Genomic DNA, 18506 nt, shown 5'->3' with positions numbered 1-18506 from the left:
GAAGACCGGCGGCGACGCGGGCGACGCGGCCCGGCCCGTCCGGCAGGCGTCGGAGCTGCTGCGAAGCGGCGACCGGTCTTCGGAGGAGGGCGAAAGCGCTGTGGAGCGAAGCGGGTTCGAACGATCAGATACGACAGGGATCGCCGCGCCGGCTGGCTAGCGCTCACCCTGCCGATCCCTGTCTGACCTCTCCTGGGCGACGGGTCGGGCGAACGGCAGGATCAGCAGGACCGTCGCGGTCAACGCGCCGACAAGGAGCCAGGACGAGTTGACCGTTTCCGTGAGGGCCGCCCGCCGAACAAGCGGCTGAAGGAGCGACGTCATGGCCCGCTCGCCGATGACGATGCTTCGATCGGTCGAAAGCAGGCCGGGCAGACCGATCGCTTCCGCCGTGGCCGCATCGCCGGCCCGCAAGCTTCTGACGATCGCCTCCGCGTGACGCGGAGCGCCGCCATAGATCACCGTATCGATCAGGGCGAGGCCGATCGCGCCGCCGAGATTGCGCATCAGATTGAAGAGCCCGCTCGCGGCGGCGACGCGCTCTTCCGGCAGGTTGCCGAGCGCCAGCCTTGTCGGCGGCAGAAGGCAGAACATGAAGGCGGTGCCGCGAAGAACCTGCGGCACGACCATCTCGGCCGCATCGGTCGACACCGATTGTCCGCCGCTCGCCCATAGGCCGAGCGTCAGCAGCACGAAGCCGAACCCGGTCAGCAGGCGAGCGTCGACCCGCGGCTCCAGGGCGACGGCCACCGGCGCGCTGAGAAGCTGCGCGAGCCCTGTCGCGAGCATGATCCGGCCCACGGCGAAGGCGTCGTGCCCGCGAACATAGGCGAGGAAGACCGGCATCAGATAGACCGAGCCGAAAAGGGCGATGCCGAGCACGAAGCTCATGACGCAGCCGAACGCGAAATTGCGCTGGCGGAAAAGCGACAGATCGAGGAGCGGCGGATCGGTGCGACGGCAGCGTGCCAGGAGACTGGCTCCGAGCGCCGCCGCCACCGAGAATTCGAGGATCACGGAGGAAGAGGTCCAGCCGAGACGAGGCGCTTCCTTGAGCGCGATCACGAGCGCCGCCAGTCCGCCGCCCAGCATCGCGACGGAAGCGAGATCGATCTCCCGCCATTCCCGGACGGATGCCGCCATTCTCGGAAGAAGCAGCCAGCCGCCCAACGTCGCGAGGAGGCCCGGCACGACATTGACGAGGAACAGCCAGTGCCAGGAAAACGTGCTGGTCATCCAGCCGCCGGCGATCGGCCCGACCGTCGGCGCGAGCACGGCGAGCACGCCGGCAACCGTCGTCGCCACGCTCTGTCGTCGCGGCTCGAAGAGAATGAAGACCGCCGCGAACACCAGCGGGATCAGCATGCCTCCGGAGAATCCTTGCAGGACACGCCAGGAAACGAGGCCGGCGAAGCCGCCGCTCGCGGCGCAGCCGCAGGAGGCCAGGGTGAAGACGAGAACCGCGATCGCGAAGAGGCGCCGAAGACCGAGAACGGCCTCGAGCGGTCCGGTGAGGGGAATCGCGACGATCTCGGCGATCAGATAGGCGGTCTGCATCCAGCTCGCGTCGTCCGGCTCGATCCGGAGATGGGATTGGATCGTCGGCAGGGACGTCGCGACGATCTGGATGTCGAGGATCGCCATGAACATACCAAGGCACATGGCGCCGAAGCCGAGCGCAACGGCGACGCGACCGGTCGGCGGGTTCGGTTCGGCTGTCATGGCGCCCTCGATGGCCTTCCCGCCCGGGAACTGGGGCATCTCCGCCCGGGCGCGAGGGATGAGACGGAGCTTCTCGCCCCGCCGGGGGCGAAGTTTCGGCCGAGCCCGGTCGCGGCCTATCGAAATATCCGTGATTTCAATGGCATGCTGCCGCGATCCGCCGATCGTCTGGGGCGATATGACACGTCGGACGCCGCGAGGTCGCGAACCATATGCGGAAGCCCACCGATCGATGATTGGAACCGCGCGTGCCGCATGCCTTCGTCAACCGCATCGCGACGGCCTTGCCGCCGAACGAGGTGCATCGCTACTTCCTCGGCTTCGCGAACTCGCAGCTCGACGGCGATCCGGGACGTCAGGCCGTCTTCAATCGCCTGGCGGATCGGAGCGGGATCGAGCGACGCTATTCCTGTATCCGCCCTTCGGAGGACCCCAGGGGCGCGAGTGTCGATGTCGAGGGCGTGTTCCGGCGCGGCGCCTTTCCCGGCACGGCGCAGCGCATGCAGATGTTCGAACGCGACGCACCCGACCTCGCGGTCGAGGCGGTGGAAAAGCTCGACCTCGGCGATCGGGCGGGGAGCATCACCCATCTCGTCGTGACGACCTGCACCGGCTTCTCGGCGCCCGGCATCGATCTCGAGATCGTAGCGCGTTGCGGCCTCGATCCCTCGGTGGAGCGAACGATCATCGGATTCATGGGCTGTTACGCGGCGATCAACGGGCTGAAGCTCGCCCACCATATCGTCCGCTCGACGCCCGACGCCCGCGTTCTTCTCGTGAATATCGAACTTTGCACGCTGCACCTGAAGGAAACGACCGATCTCGAGAAGCTTTTGTCCTTCTGTCTCTGGGGCGATGGCTGCGCCGCGTCGCTGATCAGCGCCGAGCCAGGCGGCCTGCGCCTCGACCGCTTCAAGGCGATGCTCGCCGCCGACAGCCGGGACCTGATGTCCTGGAGCGTGCGCGACGACGGCTTCGACATGGTCCTGTCCGGCCGGGTGCCGGCGGCGATCCAGCGGTCTCTCGGCACCGATCCCGGCGCCTTTCTCGACGGACGTCCGGTCGACGAGATCTCGCTCTGGGCGGTTCATCCCGGCGGACGCACGGTGCTCGACGCCGTCGAGCGGGCGCTCGCTCTTCCAGCGGACGCGCTCCGCCATTCCCGCGAGGTGCTGCGGAACGTCGGCAACATGTCGTCCGCGACGGTGATGTTCGTCCTGCGCAAGATGCTGGACATGCCGGCGGGGCTGCCGGGCTGCGCCATGGCCTTCGGCCCGGGCCTGACGGCGGAAACGATGCTGTTCGAGACCGCCGGATGAGCGGGCTCCGCCATCGACGCCTCGTGCCCGAACTGCTCGATTCACTGCCCGTGGCCGATCCTGCCGCGATCCGGTCTCGCGCCGATCTCGTGCGCGTCAACATCCTGATGGGCCAGGCTCGGATCATGACGGGTCTTCTGCGTCAGGAAATCGCGCGGCCGCCGAGGCGCATCCTGGAGATCGGAGCGGGCGACGGGCGATTCATGCTCGGCATCGCCCGGCGGATGCGGGCCCATTGGCCGGCCCCCGAACTGGTTCTTCTCGACCGTCTCGACCTGGTATCCTCCCATCGGCTGGATGCTTTCAACGCTCTGGGTTGGCACGTCAGTGCCGTCGTCGCCGACGTCTTCTCCTATCTCGAAACCCGGCGAGACTCGTCCTTCGATCTCGTGATCGCCAATCTCTTCCTGCACCATTTCGACGACGAGGCTCTGCGCCGGCTCCTTGCTCTCATTGCCGGGGTGACGCCGGTCCTGGCCGCCACCGAGCCGCGCCGGGCACCGGTTCCCTATCTCGCCTCCCGAATGCTTCTCGCCGTCGGCGCCAGCCGGATCACGCGTCACGACGCCCCGGCCAGCGTCCGGGCCGGTTTCGCGGGCCGCGAACTCGCCGATCTCTGGCCGGCCACCCGGCCGGCCCGGATCGAGGAGCGTCGGCGAGGGCTCTTCACCCATGCCTTCGTCGCCACCGTCGAGCCGCGACGATGAGACGGTTCGATGCGATCGTCATCGGAGGCGGACCGGCGGGCGCCTCAACGGCGACCCTGCTCGCCCAAAGGGGTTGGCAGGTCGCGGTGATCGAGAAGGCGATCTTCCCTCGGCGCAAGGTCTGCGGCGAGTTCCTGTCCGCCACGAGCATCGGGGTGCTCGACCAGCTCGGGATCGGCCCGATCTGGCGACAGGAAGCCGGACCGGCCGTGCGCCGGCTCGCCCTTTTTGCCGGAGCGGATGTCGTCGAGGCGCCGGTGCCCGCGACGGCAGGCATCTTCGGACGCGCGCTGGGGCGCGACCGACTGGACATGATTCTCCTCTCCGCCGCGACCCGCGCGGGCGTGGAGATCTTCCAGCCCTGTCGTGCCGTCGCCATCGAGCCCGACGGAACCGGGCAGCGTGTCCGCGTGATGGCCGAGAATGGCGAGCAGACATTATGGGCGCAGGTCATCATCGGCGCGCACGGGTCCTGGGATGTGGGACCTCTCCCGACGCATCTTCCGAAGAGCAACCGGCCATCCGATCACTTCGGCTTCAAGGCCTATTTCCGCGATGCCATCATGAAGCCGGATCTCATGCCGCTCCTCGTCTTCCCGGGCGGCTACGGGGGCATCGTCTGGGCGGACCGCGAGCGTCTGTCCGTTTCCTGCTGCCTGCGCCGCGATATGCTGTCGAGAATCCGTGCCGAGTTCGGCGCGAGAACGATCGCCGAAGCGGTTCATCGCCATCTTCTGGCTTCCTGTCGCGGCCTGCGCGAAGCTGTCGGCGAGGCGGCGCTCGATGGAGGCTGGCTGTCCGTCGGCCCGATCCGGCCGGGCATCCGGCCGAAATGGTCCGACGACATCTTCCGCGTCGGCAATTGCGCCGGAGAATCCCATCCCATCGTCGCCGAAGGGATCTCCATGGCGATCCAGTCCGCCTGGCTTCTGGACCGGGCCCTGGCGGATGTCGATGCCGGCACCCCCGCCGGCCGCGCGGCGGCGGGCCGACGCTACGCGGATGCCTGGCGCAGGCAGTTCGCCGGCCGCATAAGGGCGGCGGACCTGTTCGCCAGGCTGGGGGCCGACCGGACCCTTGCCGCGATCGCCGCGGCCGGCATTCGCCTCGCGCCTCGCCTGCTGACCTTCGGCGCCGCCCTCGCCGGCAAGACGACGCCCCTCCGGCTCGGCTCGCCTCCACCGACGGGATGAGGCTTCGTTCGGTCAGATGCCGGCTCGTGGCGGCTCGTCACCTGCATTGCGCGGGGCGCCCAGGCATGCAGCCTCGCAGGCCGCGCCGAAGCGATCGCGCTCAAGCATCGACGACGCCGATCGGAGGCCTCGCGCGCGCTCCGGCCGGCGGTCTCGGCCGTCAGACCGTCCGCGCGACGGACGACCGCCAGACGAGGGGGGCCTCGAAGACGCGATCCTCCATGCCGGCCTCGATCCCGCCGGCCACGAGCCGCACGGTCCAATCCGCGATCTCGCCGACCGGCTGCGCGAAGGTCGTCAGGTCGTAGGAGGCCCAGCCGGCCTGTTCGATGTCGTCGAAGCCGATGACGCCGATCTCCTCCGGCACGCGGCGACCGAAGCGGCGGCGAGCGGCGTCGAGGACGCCGCAGGCGAGGAGATCGGTGACGGCGAAGACCGCGTCCGGCGGCTCGTCTGCCGCCAGCAGTTCCGTGCCGCCCTGAAGGCCGCTGTCATAGGCGGTGGCGCCGCCTTCCCAGATCCGGACCGCCACGCCGTTCTCGCTCGCCGCTTCGAGGAAATGCCGGCGCCGCGCCAGAAGGCTGGGCGTGCCGATCGCCGAGCTGACGAGCGCCAGCCGGCGATAGCCGGCGCGCAGGAACAGCGTCGCCGCCGTCCGGGCGGCGCGGGCATTGTCGACCGCGAGATTGACCGTGCCGGGCAGATGGTCGTCGCGGTTGAGGAGCACGAGCCGCTGGCCGCTGTCGAGACAGCTCTGTGCGATGGAGCGATAGGGCGTGCCCGACAGGACGATGGTCGCATCGGCGCGGTAGTTGAGCGTCTGGCGCAGCGCCGCCTCGACATTGCCGGCGGCCCGTCCGGCGTTCAGCACCATCACCACATTGCCCGCCTCCTGGAGCGCGCGCGACAGGTGATCGAGAAGCCGCGACAGATAGGGCGTGTGGATATCCGCCACGACGAGGCAGACGATGCCGGTCTTCTGACGCATCAGTCCGCGCGCCAGATGGTTGACATGGTAGCCGAGCTTGGCGGCCGCCGCCTCCACTTTCGCCCGCGTATCCTCCGAGATGCTGGCGCCCGGCGTGAAGGCGCGCGACACCGCCGACCGCGAGACGCCGGCGAGGCGCGCCACTTCCTGCGCGCTGGCAAAGGCCGTCGATCGGGGGGCGCCGTCTTTCGTCCGTTCCAAGGCATCGATCCGCGTGCAAGGCCTTGCACTCATAGCCCGGCACGCAATGGCCGTCCAGAAGCGCGTTGACATCCCTAGTGGAACGCGCAAGTTTGCACACGAGTGCAACACGACGGATGCTGGGAGGCTCCCCCTAATGCGCACGACTTTCCTCGTGACCACCTTTCTCGTCGGTCTCGCCGCGTCCGCCTTGCCCGCCAAGGCCGCCGGCTCGCTGAACCTGATCTGCGCCTCCGACGTCAAATGGTGCGAGCTGATGGAGCGCTTGTTCGAGAAGGACCACGACATCGACGTCAACATGGTCCGCATGAGCTCGGGCGAGGCCTATGCCCGCATCCGCGCCGAGGCGCGCAACCCGAAGACGGATCTCTGGTGGGCGGGGACGGGCGACCCGCATCTTCAGGCGGCGGAGGACAAGCTGACGCTCGAATACAAGTCGCCGAAGCTCGCCGAACTGCAGCCCTGGGCGCAGAAGCAGGCGGAGGTTTCCGGCTATCGCACCGTCGGCGTCTATTCCGGCGCGCTCGGCTGGGGCTACAACACGCAGATCCTGGACAAGAAGGGGCTCGCGGCGCCGGCCTGCTGGAAGGACCTGACGGACGCCAAGTATAAGGGCGAGATCCAGATCGCCAATCCGAATTCGTCGGGCACCGCCTATACGGCGCTCGCGACGCTCGTCCAGCTGATGGGCGAGGATCAGGCCTTCGACTATCTGAAGGCGCTGAACGCCAATGTCACCCAATATACGAAGTCCGGCTCCGCGCCGGTGAAGGCGGCGGCGCGCGGCGAGACCGGCATCGGCATCGTCTTCATGCACGACGCCGTGGCGATGACGAAGCAGGGCTTTCCGGTGAAGACGGTCGCCCCTTGCGAGGGCACGGGCTTCGAGGTCGGCTCAATGTCGATCGTCAAGGGCGCCAAGAATCTGGAGAACGCCAAGGTCTTCTACGACTGGGCCCTGTCCGCCGAGGTCCAGTCGCATGCCGCCGAGGCCGATTCCTATCAGCTGCCCTCGAACAGGACCGCCGCCGTGCCGCCGGAGGCGCCGAAGCTCGGCGAGATCAAGCTGATCGACTACGACTTCGCTAAGTTCGGCAATGCCACGACCCGCAAGAGCTTGTTGGAGCGGTGGGACCGGGAGATCGGCGCCTCCGCCAACTGATTGCGCGGCGGGCGCGAGGAGGGCGCCCGCCACCGATCCCTGCCTTCGGGAGGAATGTCGATGGATTCCCGCATTCGCCGGCTCGACGGCGCGCTTCTGCTCGCGCTCCTCGCCTTCGCCGTCCTGCCCTGGTACGGGCTGGAGGGCGGCGTCTGGGGCGGAGGCTGGCTGGCCTCCTGGCCGCTCGGCTCCGAGGCCGCTCCGGGCATCGCCCAGATCGCCCTGCGTCACGCCTTCTGGCTCGTGCCGGTCGCGCTCGCGCTCCTCTGCGCGGTTCTTCTCCGCTTCAGGCCGCCGGGCGAGGGGCGGGGCGCGATGCTCGCCGCCGTCGGCGGCGCCGGGCTCGCGCTTCTCGTCGCCGAAGGCCTGTCGGTCGGCTACCAGGGCTGGAACTGGAGCGGCCTGGAGGCGCTGTTCGGCCCGCTGGACGAAGGGCAGCCGCCCTTCGGGCTCGGCGCCTTCGCGCTGGCGCTCGCCTTCCTGCTTTTCCTCGCCTTCGGCCTCGCGGAGCGGGGACGGCTGCGCGGCGATGCCTTCGTGCTCTTCGCCATCGCGCTCGTCGTGGCGCTGGTCTCGACCTTCGTGCTGTATCCGCTGGCGAGCCTCTTCGTCGGCGCATTCCAGTCGCTCGACGGCACGTTCGACGCCACGAGCTTCTCGGCCAATATCGTCGATCCCTCCATCTGGTCGCTGTCCTGCCTGTCGGGCGCCGGCTCCTGCGGCCTCGCTTGGCGCACCGTCTTCCTCGCGCTGATGACGGGCCTCGGCACGACGGTTCTCGGCCTCGCCTTCGCGCTCGCCGCGACGCGCACGCGCTTTCCCTTCAAGAAGCTCCTGCGCATCCTGACGATCCTGCCGATCATCACGCCGCCCTTCGTGATCGGCCTCGCCCTGGTCCTCCTTTTCGGGCGCTCGGGCCTCGTCACCCAAGGCATCCTCGCCGCGACCGGCTATGATGGCGGGCGCTGGCTCTATGGCCTCACCGGCATCTGGATCGCTCAGATGCTGTCCTTCACGCCCATCGCCTTCATGGTGCTGATCGGCGTCGTCGAAGGGATCAGCCCGTCCATGGAGGAAGCCGCCCAGACGATGCGCGCCAACCGCTGGCGCACGTTCTGGACCGTGACCTTTCCGTTGATGCGGCCCGGCCTCGCCAATGCCTTCCTGGTCGGCTTCATCGAGAGCATGGCCGATTTCGGCAATCCGCTGGTGCTCGGCGGCAGTCACGGCGTCCTGTCGACGGAGATCTTCTTCGCCGTCGTCGGCGCGCAGAACGATCCGGCGCGCGCCGCCGTCCTGGCGCTCGTGCTCCTCGCCTTCACGCTCTCCGCCTTCATGGCGCAGCGGCTCTGGCTGAAGGGGAAGAGCTATACGACAGTGACGGGCAAGGGCGATTCCGGCCGCCATGCCGCCCTCGACGCGCGGCTGCGGGCGGGCGTCTATGCGCTCGTCCTGCCCTGGATCCTCTTCACGCTCGTCGTCTATGCGATGATCGTCGTCGGCAGCTTCGTGCGCACCCTCGGGCTCGACAACACGCTGACCGTCGACCACTACGCCAAGGCCTTCTCCGTGGCTTCGGGCGAGAACGGCATCCGCTGGACGGGTGTCGCCTGGGACTCGTTCTGGACGACGATGGAAATCGCGCTGATCGCCGCGCCGCTGACGGCCATGATCGGTCTGCTCTCGGCCTATCTCCTGGTGCGCCAGCGTTTCGCCGGCCGCGAGGCGCTGGAATTCCTGCTGATGCTGTCCTTCGCCATTCCCGGCACGGTGATCGGCGTCTCCTACGTCCTCGCCTTCAACCTGCCGCCGATCGAGATGACGGGCACCGCGGTCATCCTCATCGTCTGCTTCGTGTTCCGCAACATGCCGGTCGGCGTGCGCGGCGGCATCGCGGCGATGAGCCAGCTCGACAAGAGCCTGGACGAGGCCTCGCTGACGCTCGGCGCCAATTCCTTCACCACGCTCAGACGGGTCGTCCTGCCGCTGCTGAAGCCCGCCATCGTCAGCGCGCTGGTCTATTCCTTCGTGCGCTCGATCACCTCGATCAGCGCGGTGATCTTCCTCGTCAGCGCCGAATACAACATGGCGACCTCCTACATCGTCGGCCTGACGGAGAACGGCGAATATGGCGTCGCCATCGCCTATTCGACGGTGCTGATCCTCGTGATGATCACGGTGATCGGCGCCTTCCAGCTGCTCGTCGGCCAGCGAAGGCTGCGTCGCGAGACGCGGAACGCCGCGCCGGCCGCCGCAGCGCCCATCGCCGCCGCAACGCTTTCGCAAGGGAAGGTCGCATGAACACCGCGATGAACAAGGGATCGGTCCGGTTCGAGGCCGTCGAGAAGCGCTTCGGCGCGGTGGTGGCGATCCGCAGCCTGTCGCTGGAGATCGAGCCGGGAACGCTCGTCACGCTGCTCGGCCCCTCCGGCTGCGGCAAGACGACGACGCTGCGCATGCTGGCGGGCCTAGAACAGCCGACGGCCGGCCGCATCCTGATCGGCGGCAAGGACGTGACGGCGCTGCCCGCCAACGAGCGCGACGTCTCCATGGTGTTCCAGTCCTACGCGCTGTTCCCGCATATGACGATCGCCGAGAACGTGGCCTATGGCTTGCGCTCGGGCGGAATGTCGAAGCGCCAGGCGCAGGAGCGCGCCGAGGAGGGGCTCGTGCAGGTCGGCCTGAAGGGCTATGGCGCGCGGCTTCCGAGCGAGCTTTCGGGCGGGCAGCAGCAGCGCGTCGCGGTGGCGAGGGCCCTGGTGCTGGAGCCGCAGGTGCTGCTTCTCGACGAGCCGCTCTCCAATCTCGACACGCGGCTGCGCCGCCATGTGCGGACCGAGATCCGCGAACTCCAGCAGCGGCTCGGCTTCACCGCCGTCTATGTGACCCACGATCAGGAGGAGGCGCTGGCCGTGTCCGACCGCATCATCGTGATGAAGGACGGGGAGATCGCGCAGGCGGGCTCGCCCCGCGACCTCTACGAGATGCCGGCCTCCTCCTTCATCGCCGATTTCATCGGCGAGGCGAATGTCGTGCCCTGCGAGGTGGTGCGCGCTGGCGACGGCCGGCTGAAGGCGCGGCTCGGCGGGCTGACGCACGAGATCCGCGCGGGCACGGCGCGCGAAGGCGCGGCCAAGCTCGCCATCCGGCCGAACGCCATGTTCCTTGGCGACCGGCATCCGGATTTCCTCGACGGGCGCGTGACCAGCGCCGCCTATCTCGGCGACCATATCGAATACGAGGTCGAGACCGCCTTCGGTCGCCTCTTCATCGTGGACCCCGCCATCGAGCGCGTCCGCCCCGTATCCAGCGACGTCGGCATCGGCCTGCACCAGCGCGGCGTCGCCCTCATCCCGGCCTGAGACCCATGCTGACATCATCATCCGAACCGTCGCGAACCGAAGATGCAATCGCCGCGCGCCAGACCCTGGCCGAAGCGATCGCCAGGGAGGGCGGCCGCATCGCGCTCGGCTATTTCCGCGACCGGGCGCGCCTCACCGTCGACGAGAAGCTGAACGGCCAGGACGTCGTCTCCATCGCCGACAAGGAGGTCGAGACGCTGCTGCGCCGGCGCATCCGCGACACGTTCCCGGACGACAGCCTGCTCGGCGAGGAATACGGGCTCGAGGAGGGCGCCTCGGGCTTCACCTGGGTGATGGATCCGATCGACGGCACGAGCCCCTTCGTCTTCGGCATTCCCGCCTGGTGCGTCTCGATCGCGGTGATGCGCGGATCGGAGATCGTCGCCGGCATCATCTATGCGCCGACGGTGGACGAACTCTATTCGGCGCGGCGCGGGCAGGGCGCCGCGATGAACGGCCGGCCGATCCGCGTGGCGGAGGGGATCACGCTGCGCAACGGCGTCCTCGGCCTCGGCGCCAATCATCGCGTGCCGAGCCGCACCGTGTCCGCCATGGTCGAGAAGCTGCTGGACGAGGGCGGCATGTTCATCCGCAACGGCTCGGGCGCCCTGATGCTCGCCTATGTCGCGTCCGGCCGGCTCGCCGCCTATTGGGAGCCGCATATGAACGCCTGGGACTGCTATGCCGGGTTCCTTCTCGTCGAGGAGGCCGGCGGCTGGATCGTCGATCCGGCCGCCTGGGGCGACATGCGGGCGGGCGGGCCCGTCTTCGCCGGCTCGCCCGGCACGCGGGACGACCTGTTGCGGCTCGCCGGCAAGGCTTGAGCGGCACGGCGCCCGCCCGCACCAAAACGTCGGCCAAGTACCGGTGCCGGCTGACGAATTCTCACCTCCGCCCTCACGGCGACCGGATGCCGCCGCAGGGCGGCAGCCCATATAGCGCCATGTCACAAAACCGTCATGACGGCGGTTCCGAACAGGAAAGCCGCCAACGGATGCTGGGCTGGTTTCGCAAGCTGATGCCGCGCGAGGATCGCTTCTTCGATCTCTTCGCCCGGCATGCCCGCACGGTGGTCGGCGGCGCCGAGGCCCTGGCGCGCCTTCTCGACGGCGGCGAGGCGGTCCGCGACCATTGCCGCACCATCGTCGCCCTGGAGAACGAGGCGGACGAGATCACGCGCGAGGTCATGCTCGCCGTGCGCCGCAGCTTCATCACCCCCTTCGACCGCGGCGACATCAAGGACCTGATCCAGTCCATGGACGATGCGATCGACACGATGCAGAAGACGGTGAAGACCGTGATCCTGTTCGAGCAGAGCGAGTTCCAGCCGCCGATGCGCGAGATGGGCGCGGTCATCGTCGATGCCGCGCGCATCGTCGCGCAGGCCGTGGAGCTGCTCGCCAATGTCGGCGCCAACGCCAATCGGCTGAACACGCTGACGGAAGAGCTGCTCCGGGCCGAGAACCGCTCCGACGAGCTGCACGAGGAAGGCCTGAAGGCGCTGTTCAAGCAGTACGGATCGAGCGACCCGATGAAATATCTGATCGGCAGCGAGATCTACGGCCAGCTCGAGAAGGTGCTTGACCGGTTCGAGGACGTCGCCAACGAGATCAGCGCCATCGTCATCGAGAACGTCTGAGGCCGGAGCATGGATGCCGCGCTCTCCCTGCCGCTGCTCGCCGGCCTCGTCGCGGTGGCGCTCCTCTTCGATTTCCTGAACGGCCTGCACGACGCCGCCAACTCGATCGCCACCATCGTGTCGACGCGCGTGCTGCGGCCGCAATTCGCCGTTCTCTGGGCCGCCTTCTTCAACTTCATCGCCTTCCTGTTCTTCGGCCTGCATGTGGCGCAGACGCTCGGCACCGGCATCGTCGACGCCGCCATCGTCGATCCGCGCGTGATCTTCGCGGCCCTGATGGGCGCCATCGTCTGGAACGTGGTCACCTGGGTGATGGGCATTCCCTCCTCCTCCTCGCACGCGCTGGTCGGCGGCCTCATCGGCGCCGGCACGATGAAAGCGGGCCTCGCGGCGGTGGTCTGGTCGGGCGTGATCAAGACCTCGGCGGCGATCGTCCTCTCGCCGCTGATCGGCTTCCTTCTCGCGCTGCTTCTCGTCCTGATCGTCTCCTGGACCTTCGTGCGCCAGACGCCCTTCGCCGTCGACCGGACCTTCCGCATGGCGCAGTTCGCCTCCGCCTCGCTCTACTCGCTGGGCCATGGCGGCAACGACGCGCAGAAGACGATGGGCATCATCGCCGTGCTTCTGTTCAGCCAGGGCCGGCTCGGCGACGATTTTCACGTGCCGCTCTGGGTGGTGCTGAGTTGCCAGGCGGCGATGGCGCTCGGCACGCTGTTCGGCGGCTGGCGCATCGTCCACACGATGGGCTCGAAGATCACGCGGCTCAATCCGATGCAGGGATTCTGCGCCGAGACGGGCGGGGCGCTGACCTTGTTCCTCGCGACCGGCCTCGGCATTCCGGTCTCGACCACCCATACGATCACCGGCGCGATCGTCGGGGTCGGCGCGGCCCGGCGCGTCTCGGCGGTGCGCTGGGGCGTCGCCGGCAATATCGTCGTCGCCTGGGTGGTCACGCTGCCGGCCGCCGCCCTCGTCGCGGCGCTCGTCCATGCCGCGATCGGGCTTTTCGCCTGATGCGGCGCGAGGCGGTCTGAGGCCCGGCCGTGGCGTCCCGGACCAGCATACGAAGCGGCCATCAGGTGGCCGCGCTGCCGCTGCGCCTGTCCGAGGCGGGCCGGCCCGAACTTCTCGTCGTCACCTCGCGCGAGACGCGCCGCTGGATCGTGCCGAAAGGCTGGCCGATGAAGGGGCTGAAGGACCATAAGGCGGCGGCCATCGAGGCTCTCGAGGAAGCCGGCGTGCGCGGCACGATGCTGCGCCGGGCGGCCGGGCATTACAGCTACTGGCGGCGCACGCGCACGGATTTCCGTCTGACCGACGTCGTCGCCTATGCCCTCAAGGTCGAGACGGTGCTCGCCGAGTGGAAGGAACGGGAACAGCGCGAGGCGCGCTGGGCGAACCTCCTCGATGCCGCCGATCTCGTCGCAGACCCGGAACTCAGTACGTTGATCGTGCGCCTGCCGCTCGATGCCAAGGTGATGAAGTTTCTCGGCTGGAAGATGCCGGGCTGAGCCTCTCGCACGCTCCTCGATGATGCCCCGGCCCTCTCGGAAGGCTGCGGTCAAAGGCCCGCGAGCCGCTCCTTGCGCCGGCCGGGCCTCGTGCGGCGTCAGCTCGGACGCTCGTTCGGACGTTCGACCGTGGCGGAGTGGACTCCCGGGCGTCCGGCAAGGTCGCCGACGCTGTTGTGGATGCGCGACGGCGCGACGCGGGCGAGGTGCAGCACGAGATCGTCCTTGCCGTCCGGCCCGATCGTCTGCGTCACGCGCTTGATCTGGCCGCCGCGCAGCCTCAGCGCGGCCTTCACGTCGGCCGTCGACAGCGCGCCGTGATCGGCGCGGATCTGGACGATGCAGGCTTGCAGCCGGGTCCGGTAGGCTTCCTCCAGCGGCTTGATGCCGGCGAGAATGACGAGGATGATGAAGGTTGCCGCCGCCGCGGCGAAGTAGAGCCCGCCGCCCGCCGCGAGCCCGAGGGCCGCCACCGCCCAGACGCTGGCGGCCGTCGTCAGCCCGCGCACGACATTGCCCTTCAGGAGAATGGCCCCCGCGCCCAGGAAGCCGACGCCCGACACGACCTGCGCGGCGATACGGGAAGGGTCGAGGACGACATGCTCCATCCGTGTCGCGTTCTGGAAGCCATAGGCCGACACGATCATGAAAAGGCAGGCGCCGACGCCGACGAGCATATGCGTGCGGATGCCCGCCGACCAAAGGAGCCGCTCGCGCTCGAAACCGATCAGGCTGCCGAGGACCGCGGCCATCAGGAGCCGGAGGACGATATCGCCGTTCGAGATCATCGCCGGCTAATCGCGGGCCGGCCCCGAGGTTCCGACAATGCCGGACCCGGCATCCTCGAACGGGCACTCCGCCATCGGTCCGAGACGTCGGTTGCGATGGTCGCCGGGCGGGGCGCGCGCGGCCCGGGCCTCAGACCGGGTGCTGCTGCACGCTGAGACCGCCGTCCACGGTGAGGCAGGCGGCGTTCATGAAGGGGCACTCGTCCGAGATCATGAAGACGGCGGCGAGCGCGATCTCCTGCGGGGTGGCGATGCGGCCGCCCGGATGCAGCGCCAGGGTCGCGGCCCGTGCCGCCTCCGGGTCGGGGAAGGAGGCCCAGTAGTCGAGCACCTTCTGCGTCGCGACATAGCCGGGCGCGAGCGCGTTCACCCGGACGCCCTTGGCGGCATATTCCAGACCGAGCGACTTCGTCAGCCCGAGAAGCGCGTGCTTGGCGAGCGGATAGGGGAAAGTGTGCGGGATGATCGTGAAGGCGTGGGTGGAGGCGATGTTGAGGATCGCGCCGCCGCCCGCCGCGACGAGGCCCGGCAGGACGGCGCGGCAGCAGTTCCAGGCGCCCTTCAGATTGATCTCGAAGCAGCGGTCCCAATCCGCGTCCGTCGAGGCGAGCGGCTCGGCGAAGACGTTGACGCCGGCATTGTTGATGAGCGCGTTGACGGGGCCGATCGCGTCCCGCGCGCTGGCCACCGCCTCTGCGATCGCCTCCGCGTCGGCGATGTCGGCGGCCACGTGCACGAGCGAGGCGCCGCTGTCCGCCAGTCGTCCGGCGGTCTCGGCGAGAAGCGTCTCGTCGCGGTCGACGAGGAGGAGCGCCGCACCCTCGCGCGCGAAGGCTTCGGCGATCGCGGCGCCGATGCCCTGCGCCGCGCCCGTCACCATGATGCGCTTGCCCCGAAGCCGTCCCGTCATGACGCTCACCATTCCGCGAAGGACCCGTCGGCATGGCGCCAGACGGGATTGCGCCAGCGATGACCCTCGGCGGCGCGCCGGACCACGATCTCCTCGTTCACCTCGACGCCGAGGCCGGGCCCCTGCGGGATCGACGCGAAGCCGTTCTCGTAGGCGAAGACGTCCGGATTCGCGACGTAGTCCAGGAGGTCGTTGCCTTCGTTGTAATGGATGCCGAGGCTCTGTTCCTGGATGAAGGCATTATAGCTCACCGCGTCGATCTGCAGGCAGGCGGCGAGCGCGATGGGGCCGAGGGGGCAGTGCGGGGCCAGCGCCACGTCATAGGCCTCTGCCATCGCGGCGATCTTCCGGCATTCGGTGATGCCGCCGGCATGGCTGAGATCCGGTTGGATGATGTCGACGTAACCGTCCTGGAGGACGCCCTTGAAGTCCCAGCGCGAGTAGAGCCGCTCGCCGAGCGCGATCGGCGCGGAACAGTGCTTGGTGATCTCGGCCAGCGCCTCGCGGTTCTCCGACAGGACAGGCTCCTCGATGAACATCAGTTTGTAGGGTTCGAGCTCCCGGGCCAGCACCTTGGCCATCGGCTTGTGGACGCGGCCGTGGAAATCCGCCCCGATGCCGATATGCGGACCGACCGCCTCGCGCACGGCCGCGACGGCCGCGACGGCGCGCTCGACCTTGTCGAACGTGTCGACGATCTGGAGCTCCTCGCAGCCGTTCATCTTCAGCGCCTTGAAGCCGCGCGCCACGGCCTCGCGCGCATTGGCCGCGACATCCGCCGGACGGTCGCCGCCGACCCAGGAATAGACCATGACGCGGTCGCGGCACTGGCCGCCGAGGAGTTGGTGGACCGGCTGACCGAGCGCCTTGCCCTTGATGTCCCAGAGCGCTTGATCGATGCCGGCGAGCGCGCTCATGTGGATCGCGCCGCCGCGATAGAAGCCGCCGCGATAGAGGACGTTCCAGTGATCCTCGATCCGGAACGGGTCCTTGCCGACGAGATAGTCGGCGAGCTCGTGGACGGCGGCCTCGGTGGTGAGGGCGCGCCCCTCCACCACCGGCTCGCCCCATCCCGTGATGCCCTCGTCCGTCTCGATCTTGAGGAAGAGCCAACGCGGGGGGACGATGAAGGTCGTGAGCTTGGTGATTTTCATGACGGGTTCGACGCCCCTTGGCGAAGGGAGAAGGGAGAAAGGCGCAAGGCGCCGGACAGAGTCTCGCCGGGCGCCAGCGCGCGGAGACCGCCGAGATCGGCATGATGGTGGGCGCCGGCGCGATGGCTCATCGGCTCGAGGCAGAACCAGTCGGCGCGGGGCGCCAGCGCGCGATCCGGCAGGAAGAGAAAAGCGTGGGCGAAGAGCGGATCGGCTTCGACGAGAAGGCCGGCGCTCCGCTCCGGCCAGAGGATGCGAGCCCTGCCGTCCCAGTCCTCCAGCCCATTATTGACCCAGCGGCCGGGGAGCGGCGCGGCGGAGGCGAAGTCGAGATCGGCCGGCAAAGGCGCCTCTTCGCCGGGGAGATGCCCCGGCCGTTCCGCGCGAAAGCCGTGCGCTCGAAGCTCCAATTTCGTTTCCGGCGTGCGCGGCAGGAACGGATGCCAGCCGAGACCGAACGGGAGAGGCCGGCCGCCCGTATTGCGGACCTCCAGCGCCAGATGGCCGGCGCCGTCCTCAAGACGCATGCCGAGCCGCGCCTCGTAGCGGTAGGGCTCGCCCTCATGACGGAAGACGAGCCGCGCGGACGCCCCGTCCGCCGCCTCGACGGCCCAGGTCCCGAGCCAGCCGTCGCCGTGGAGATAGGCGGGATCGGCCGTGTTGGGCGCCAGGACGACATCCTCGCCCCGGAAGCGGAAGGCGTTGCCGGCTAGTCGATTGGCGAAGGGGACGAGCGGGAAGGCGGAACGCGCCTCCGGCCCCGTCTCGTCGCAGCGATGGAGAAGCGGGACCGTCGTCCCGCCCATCCGCCAGTCGAGCGAAAGGATCCGTCCCCCTTGCGTCGACAGCCGGGCCGTCAGCCCGTCAGACGCGAGCGCGAGGGTCTCCACCGCAATCAGCGCCGGCCGAGCGCGCGCGAGCGCAGGTTGTCGAGGAGCACGGCGAGGAGAAGGATCAGGCCCCGGACGACATATTGGTAGAAGGCCTGGATGTTGAGGAGGTTCATGACGTTTTCGGCGATGCCGAGGATCAGGACCCCGACGATGACGCCGCTCATCGTCGCGCGCCCGCCGGCGAGCGAGACGCCGCCGAGAACGCAGGCCGAGATGACGGAGAGTTCCAGCCCCGTCGCGGCGTTCGGCTGACCGCTGGTGATGCGCGAGGCGAGGAGGATGCCCGCCACCGCGCAGACGAGACCCTGCAGCGCGAAGATGCCGATGCGGCCCCAGTCGACATCGACGCCCGCCAGACGCGAGGCTTCCGGATTGCCGCCGATGGCGAGCGTGTTGCGGCCGAAGACGGTCCGGTTGAGCACGAAGGCGAAGATCGTGAAGAGGATCGCCATGATCCAGACCGGTGTCGGGATGCCGAGGAAACGGCTGAGCGCCAGCGAATAGAAGGCCGGGTCGTTGATGCCGACGGCGCGGCCGTCGGAGGCGATGAGGGCCAGCCCGCGCACGATCTGCATGGTGGCCAGCGTCGTGATCAGGGCGTTGATGTGAAGCTTGGCGATGACGATGCCGTTCACCAGACCGACGATGCCGCCGGCGGCGAGCGCGGCCAGAAGGCCGAGCGGGATCGAGCCCGTCGCGTTGGACACCATCACCGCGACCATGCCGGCGAAGGCGACGATCGAGCCGACGGACAGGTCGAAATCGCGCGAGGCGAGGCAGAACATCATGGTGCAGGCGACGATGCCGATGGTCACTACGGACTGGAGCAGGCCGAGGATGTTGCGCTCGGTCAGGAAGTTGGGAACCGTCAGCGACACCAGCGCGAAGGCGAGGATGAAGAGGACGAGCAATCCCTGCTCGCCGAGCAGGATGCGTTTGATCGATGCGGTCATGACG

Annotated in this window: 17 protein-coding genes; 10 read left to right on the top strand and 7 right to left on the bottom strand. The window is 68.7% G+C overall.

The features are described 5' to 3' along the window. Positions 1 to 156: 156 nt before the first annotated feature. Positions 157 to 1722 (bottom strand): DHA2 family efflux MFS transporter permease subunit, encoded by a 1566-nt coding sequence (locus IEY14_RS12825; RefSeq protein ID WP_188908994.1) that lies wholly within the window; start codon positions 1720 to 1722, stop codon positions 157 to 159. Between the two features lie 248 nt (positions 1723 to 1970). Between IEY14_RS12825 and IEY14_RS12820 the strand changes: the two genes are divergently transcribed. Genes IEY14_RS12820 through IEY14_RS12810 form a run of 3 tightly spaced genes read left to right on the top strand, consistent with a single transcriptional unit; the run spans position 1971 to position 4941 of the window. After that, on the top strand, positions 1971 to 3041 hold the full coding sequence (locus IEY14_RS12820) for a type III polyketide synthase (RefSeq protein ID WP_188908992.1): 1071 nt from the start codon (positions 1971 to 1973) through the stop codon (positions 3039 to 3041). Then, complete coding sequence (locus tag IEY14_RS12815; protein WP_188908990.1) at positions 3038 to 3748, top strand: methyltransferase domain-containing protein; 711 nt, start codon at positions 3038 to 3040, stop codon at positions 3746 to 3748. Before IEY14_RS12820 ends, IEY14_RS12815 begins: the two co-directional genes overlap by 4 nt. Further along, positions 3745 to 4941: an NAD(P)/FAD-dependent oxidoreductase gene (locus IEY14_RS12810; protein WP_188908988.1), complete on the top strand. Its 1197-nt coding sequence runs from the start codon at positions 3745 to 3747 to the stop codon at positions 4939 to 4941. Before IEY14_RS12815 ends, IEY14_RS12810 begins: the two co-directional genes overlap by 4 nt. 160 nt (positions 4942 to 5101) lie before the next feature. Here the strand turns inward: IEY14_RS12810 and IEY14_RS12805 are convergent, their stop codons facing one another. Next, the gene (locus IEY14_RS12805; RefSeq protein WP_244639462.1) at positions 5102 to 6130 is read right to left on the bottom strand and encodes a LacI family DNA-binding transcriptional regulator; all 1029 of its coding nucleotides are present in this window, start codon (positions 6128 to 6130) and stop codon (positions 5102 to 5104) included. Between the two features lie 136 nt (positions 6131 to 6266). Here IEY14_RS12805 and IEY14_RS12800 point away from each other — a divergent pair, with 136 nt between their 5' ends. From IEY14_RS12800 to IEY14_RS12770, 7 genes are all read left to right on the top strand, one after another. After that, a complete protein-coding gene (locus IEY14_RS12800; protein WP_188908984.1) occupies positions 6267 to 7292 on the top strand; it encodes an ABC transporter substrate-binding protein in 1026 nt (341 codons plus the stop codon). Between the two features lie 60 nt (positions 7293 to 7352). Next, positions 7353 to 9593: an ABC transporter permease gene (locus IEY14_RS12795; protein WP_188908982.1), complete on the top strand. Its 2241-nt coding sequence runs from the start codon at positions 7353 to 7355 to the stop codon at positions 9591 to 9593. Then, on the top strand, positions 9590 to 10654 hold the full coding sequence (locus tag IEY14_RS12790) for an ABC transporter ATP-binding protein (protein WP_188908981.1): 1065 nt from the start codon (positions 9590 to 9592) through the stop codon (positions 10652 to 10654). Before IEY14_RS12795 ends, IEY14_RS12790 begins: the two co-directional genes overlap by 4 nt. A gap of 5 nt (positions 10655 to 10659) precedes the next feature. After that, entirely contained in the window at positions 10660 to 11478 is an 819-nt protein-coding gene (locus tag IEY14_RS12785) for an inositol monophosphatase family protein (protein ID WP_188908978.1), read from the top strand. Positions 11479 to 11648: 170 nt separating this feature from the next. Beyond that, positions 11649 to 12293 carry a DUF47 domain-containing protein gene (locus IEY14_RS12780; protein ID WP_188908976.1) on the top strand — a complete coding sequence of 215 codons (645 nt, stop codon included), beginning with the start codon at positions 11649 to 11651 and terminating at the stop codon, positions 12291 to 12293. A 9-nt stretch (positions 12294 to 12302) separates the two neighbouring features. Further along, positions 12303 to 13307 carry an inorganic phosphate transporter gene (locus IEY14_RS12775; RefSeq protein ID WP_188908974.1) on the top strand — a complete coding sequence of 335 codons (1005 nt, stop codon included), beginning with the start codon at positions 12303 to 12305 and terminating at the stop codon, positions 13305 to 13307. Positions 13308 to 13336: 29 nt separating this feature from the next. After that, positions 13337 to 13804 (top strand): NUDIX hydrolase, encoded by a 468-nt coding sequence (locus tag IEY14_RS12770; protein ID WP_188908972.1) that lies wholly within the window; start codon positions 13337 to 13339, stop codon positions 13802 to 13804. Between the two features lie 98 nt (positions 13805 to 13902). On the opposite strand, the gene IEY14_RS12765 is transcribed toward IEY14_RS12770, so the two are convergent. The 5 genes from IEY14_RS12765 to araH form a co-directional block, all read right to left on the bottom strand. Beyond that, the gene (locus IEY14_RS12765; protein ID WP_188908970.1) at positions 13903 to 14592 is read right to left on the bottom strand and encodes an MgtC/SapB family protein; all 690 of its coding nucleotides are present in this window, start codon (positions 14590 to 14592) and stop codon (positions 13903 to 13905) included. Positions 14593 to 14722: 130 nt separating this feature from the next. Next, on the bottom strand, positions 14723 to 15502 hold the full coding sequence (locus IEY14_RS12760) for an SDR family oxidoreductase (protein WP_188908968.1): 780 nt from the start codon (positions 15500 to 15502) through the stop codon (positions 14723 to 14725). A gap of 5 nt (positions 15503 to 15507) precedes the next feature. Then, positions 15508 to 16656, bottom strand: coding sequence for a galactonate dehydratase (dgoD, locus tag IEY14_RS12755; RefSeq protein WP_188908966.1), 1149 nt, complete (start codon positions 16654 to 16656; stop codon positions 15508 to 15510). Further along, entirely contained in the window at positions 16653 to 17546 is an 894-nt protein-coding gene (locus IEY14_RS12750) for an aldose 1-epimerase (protein ID WP_188908964.1), read from the bottom strand. The genes dgoD and IEY14_RS12750 overlap by 4 nt, the downstream gene beginning before the upstream one ends. A 5-nt stretch (positions 17547 to 17551) precedes the next feature. Beyond that, the gene (araH, locus tag IEY14_RS12745; protein ID WP_188908962.1) at positions 17552 to 18502 is read right to left on the bottom strand and encodes an L-arabinose ABC transporter permease AraH; all 951 of its coding nucleotides are present in this window, start codon (positions 18500 to 18502) and stop codon (positions 17552 to 17554) included. Between the last annotated feature and the right edge of the window lie 4 nt (positions 18503 to 18506).

Source organism: Aureimonas endophytica, from assembly GCF_014642635.1.
Taxonomy (GTDB): domain Bacteria; phylum Pseudomonadota; class Alphaproteobacteria; order Rhizobiales; family Rhizobiaceae; genus Plantimonas; species Plantimonas endophytica.
Note: the sequence above shows the minus strand (reverse complement) of the source record. Positions and strands in the feature narration are given on the sequence as shown.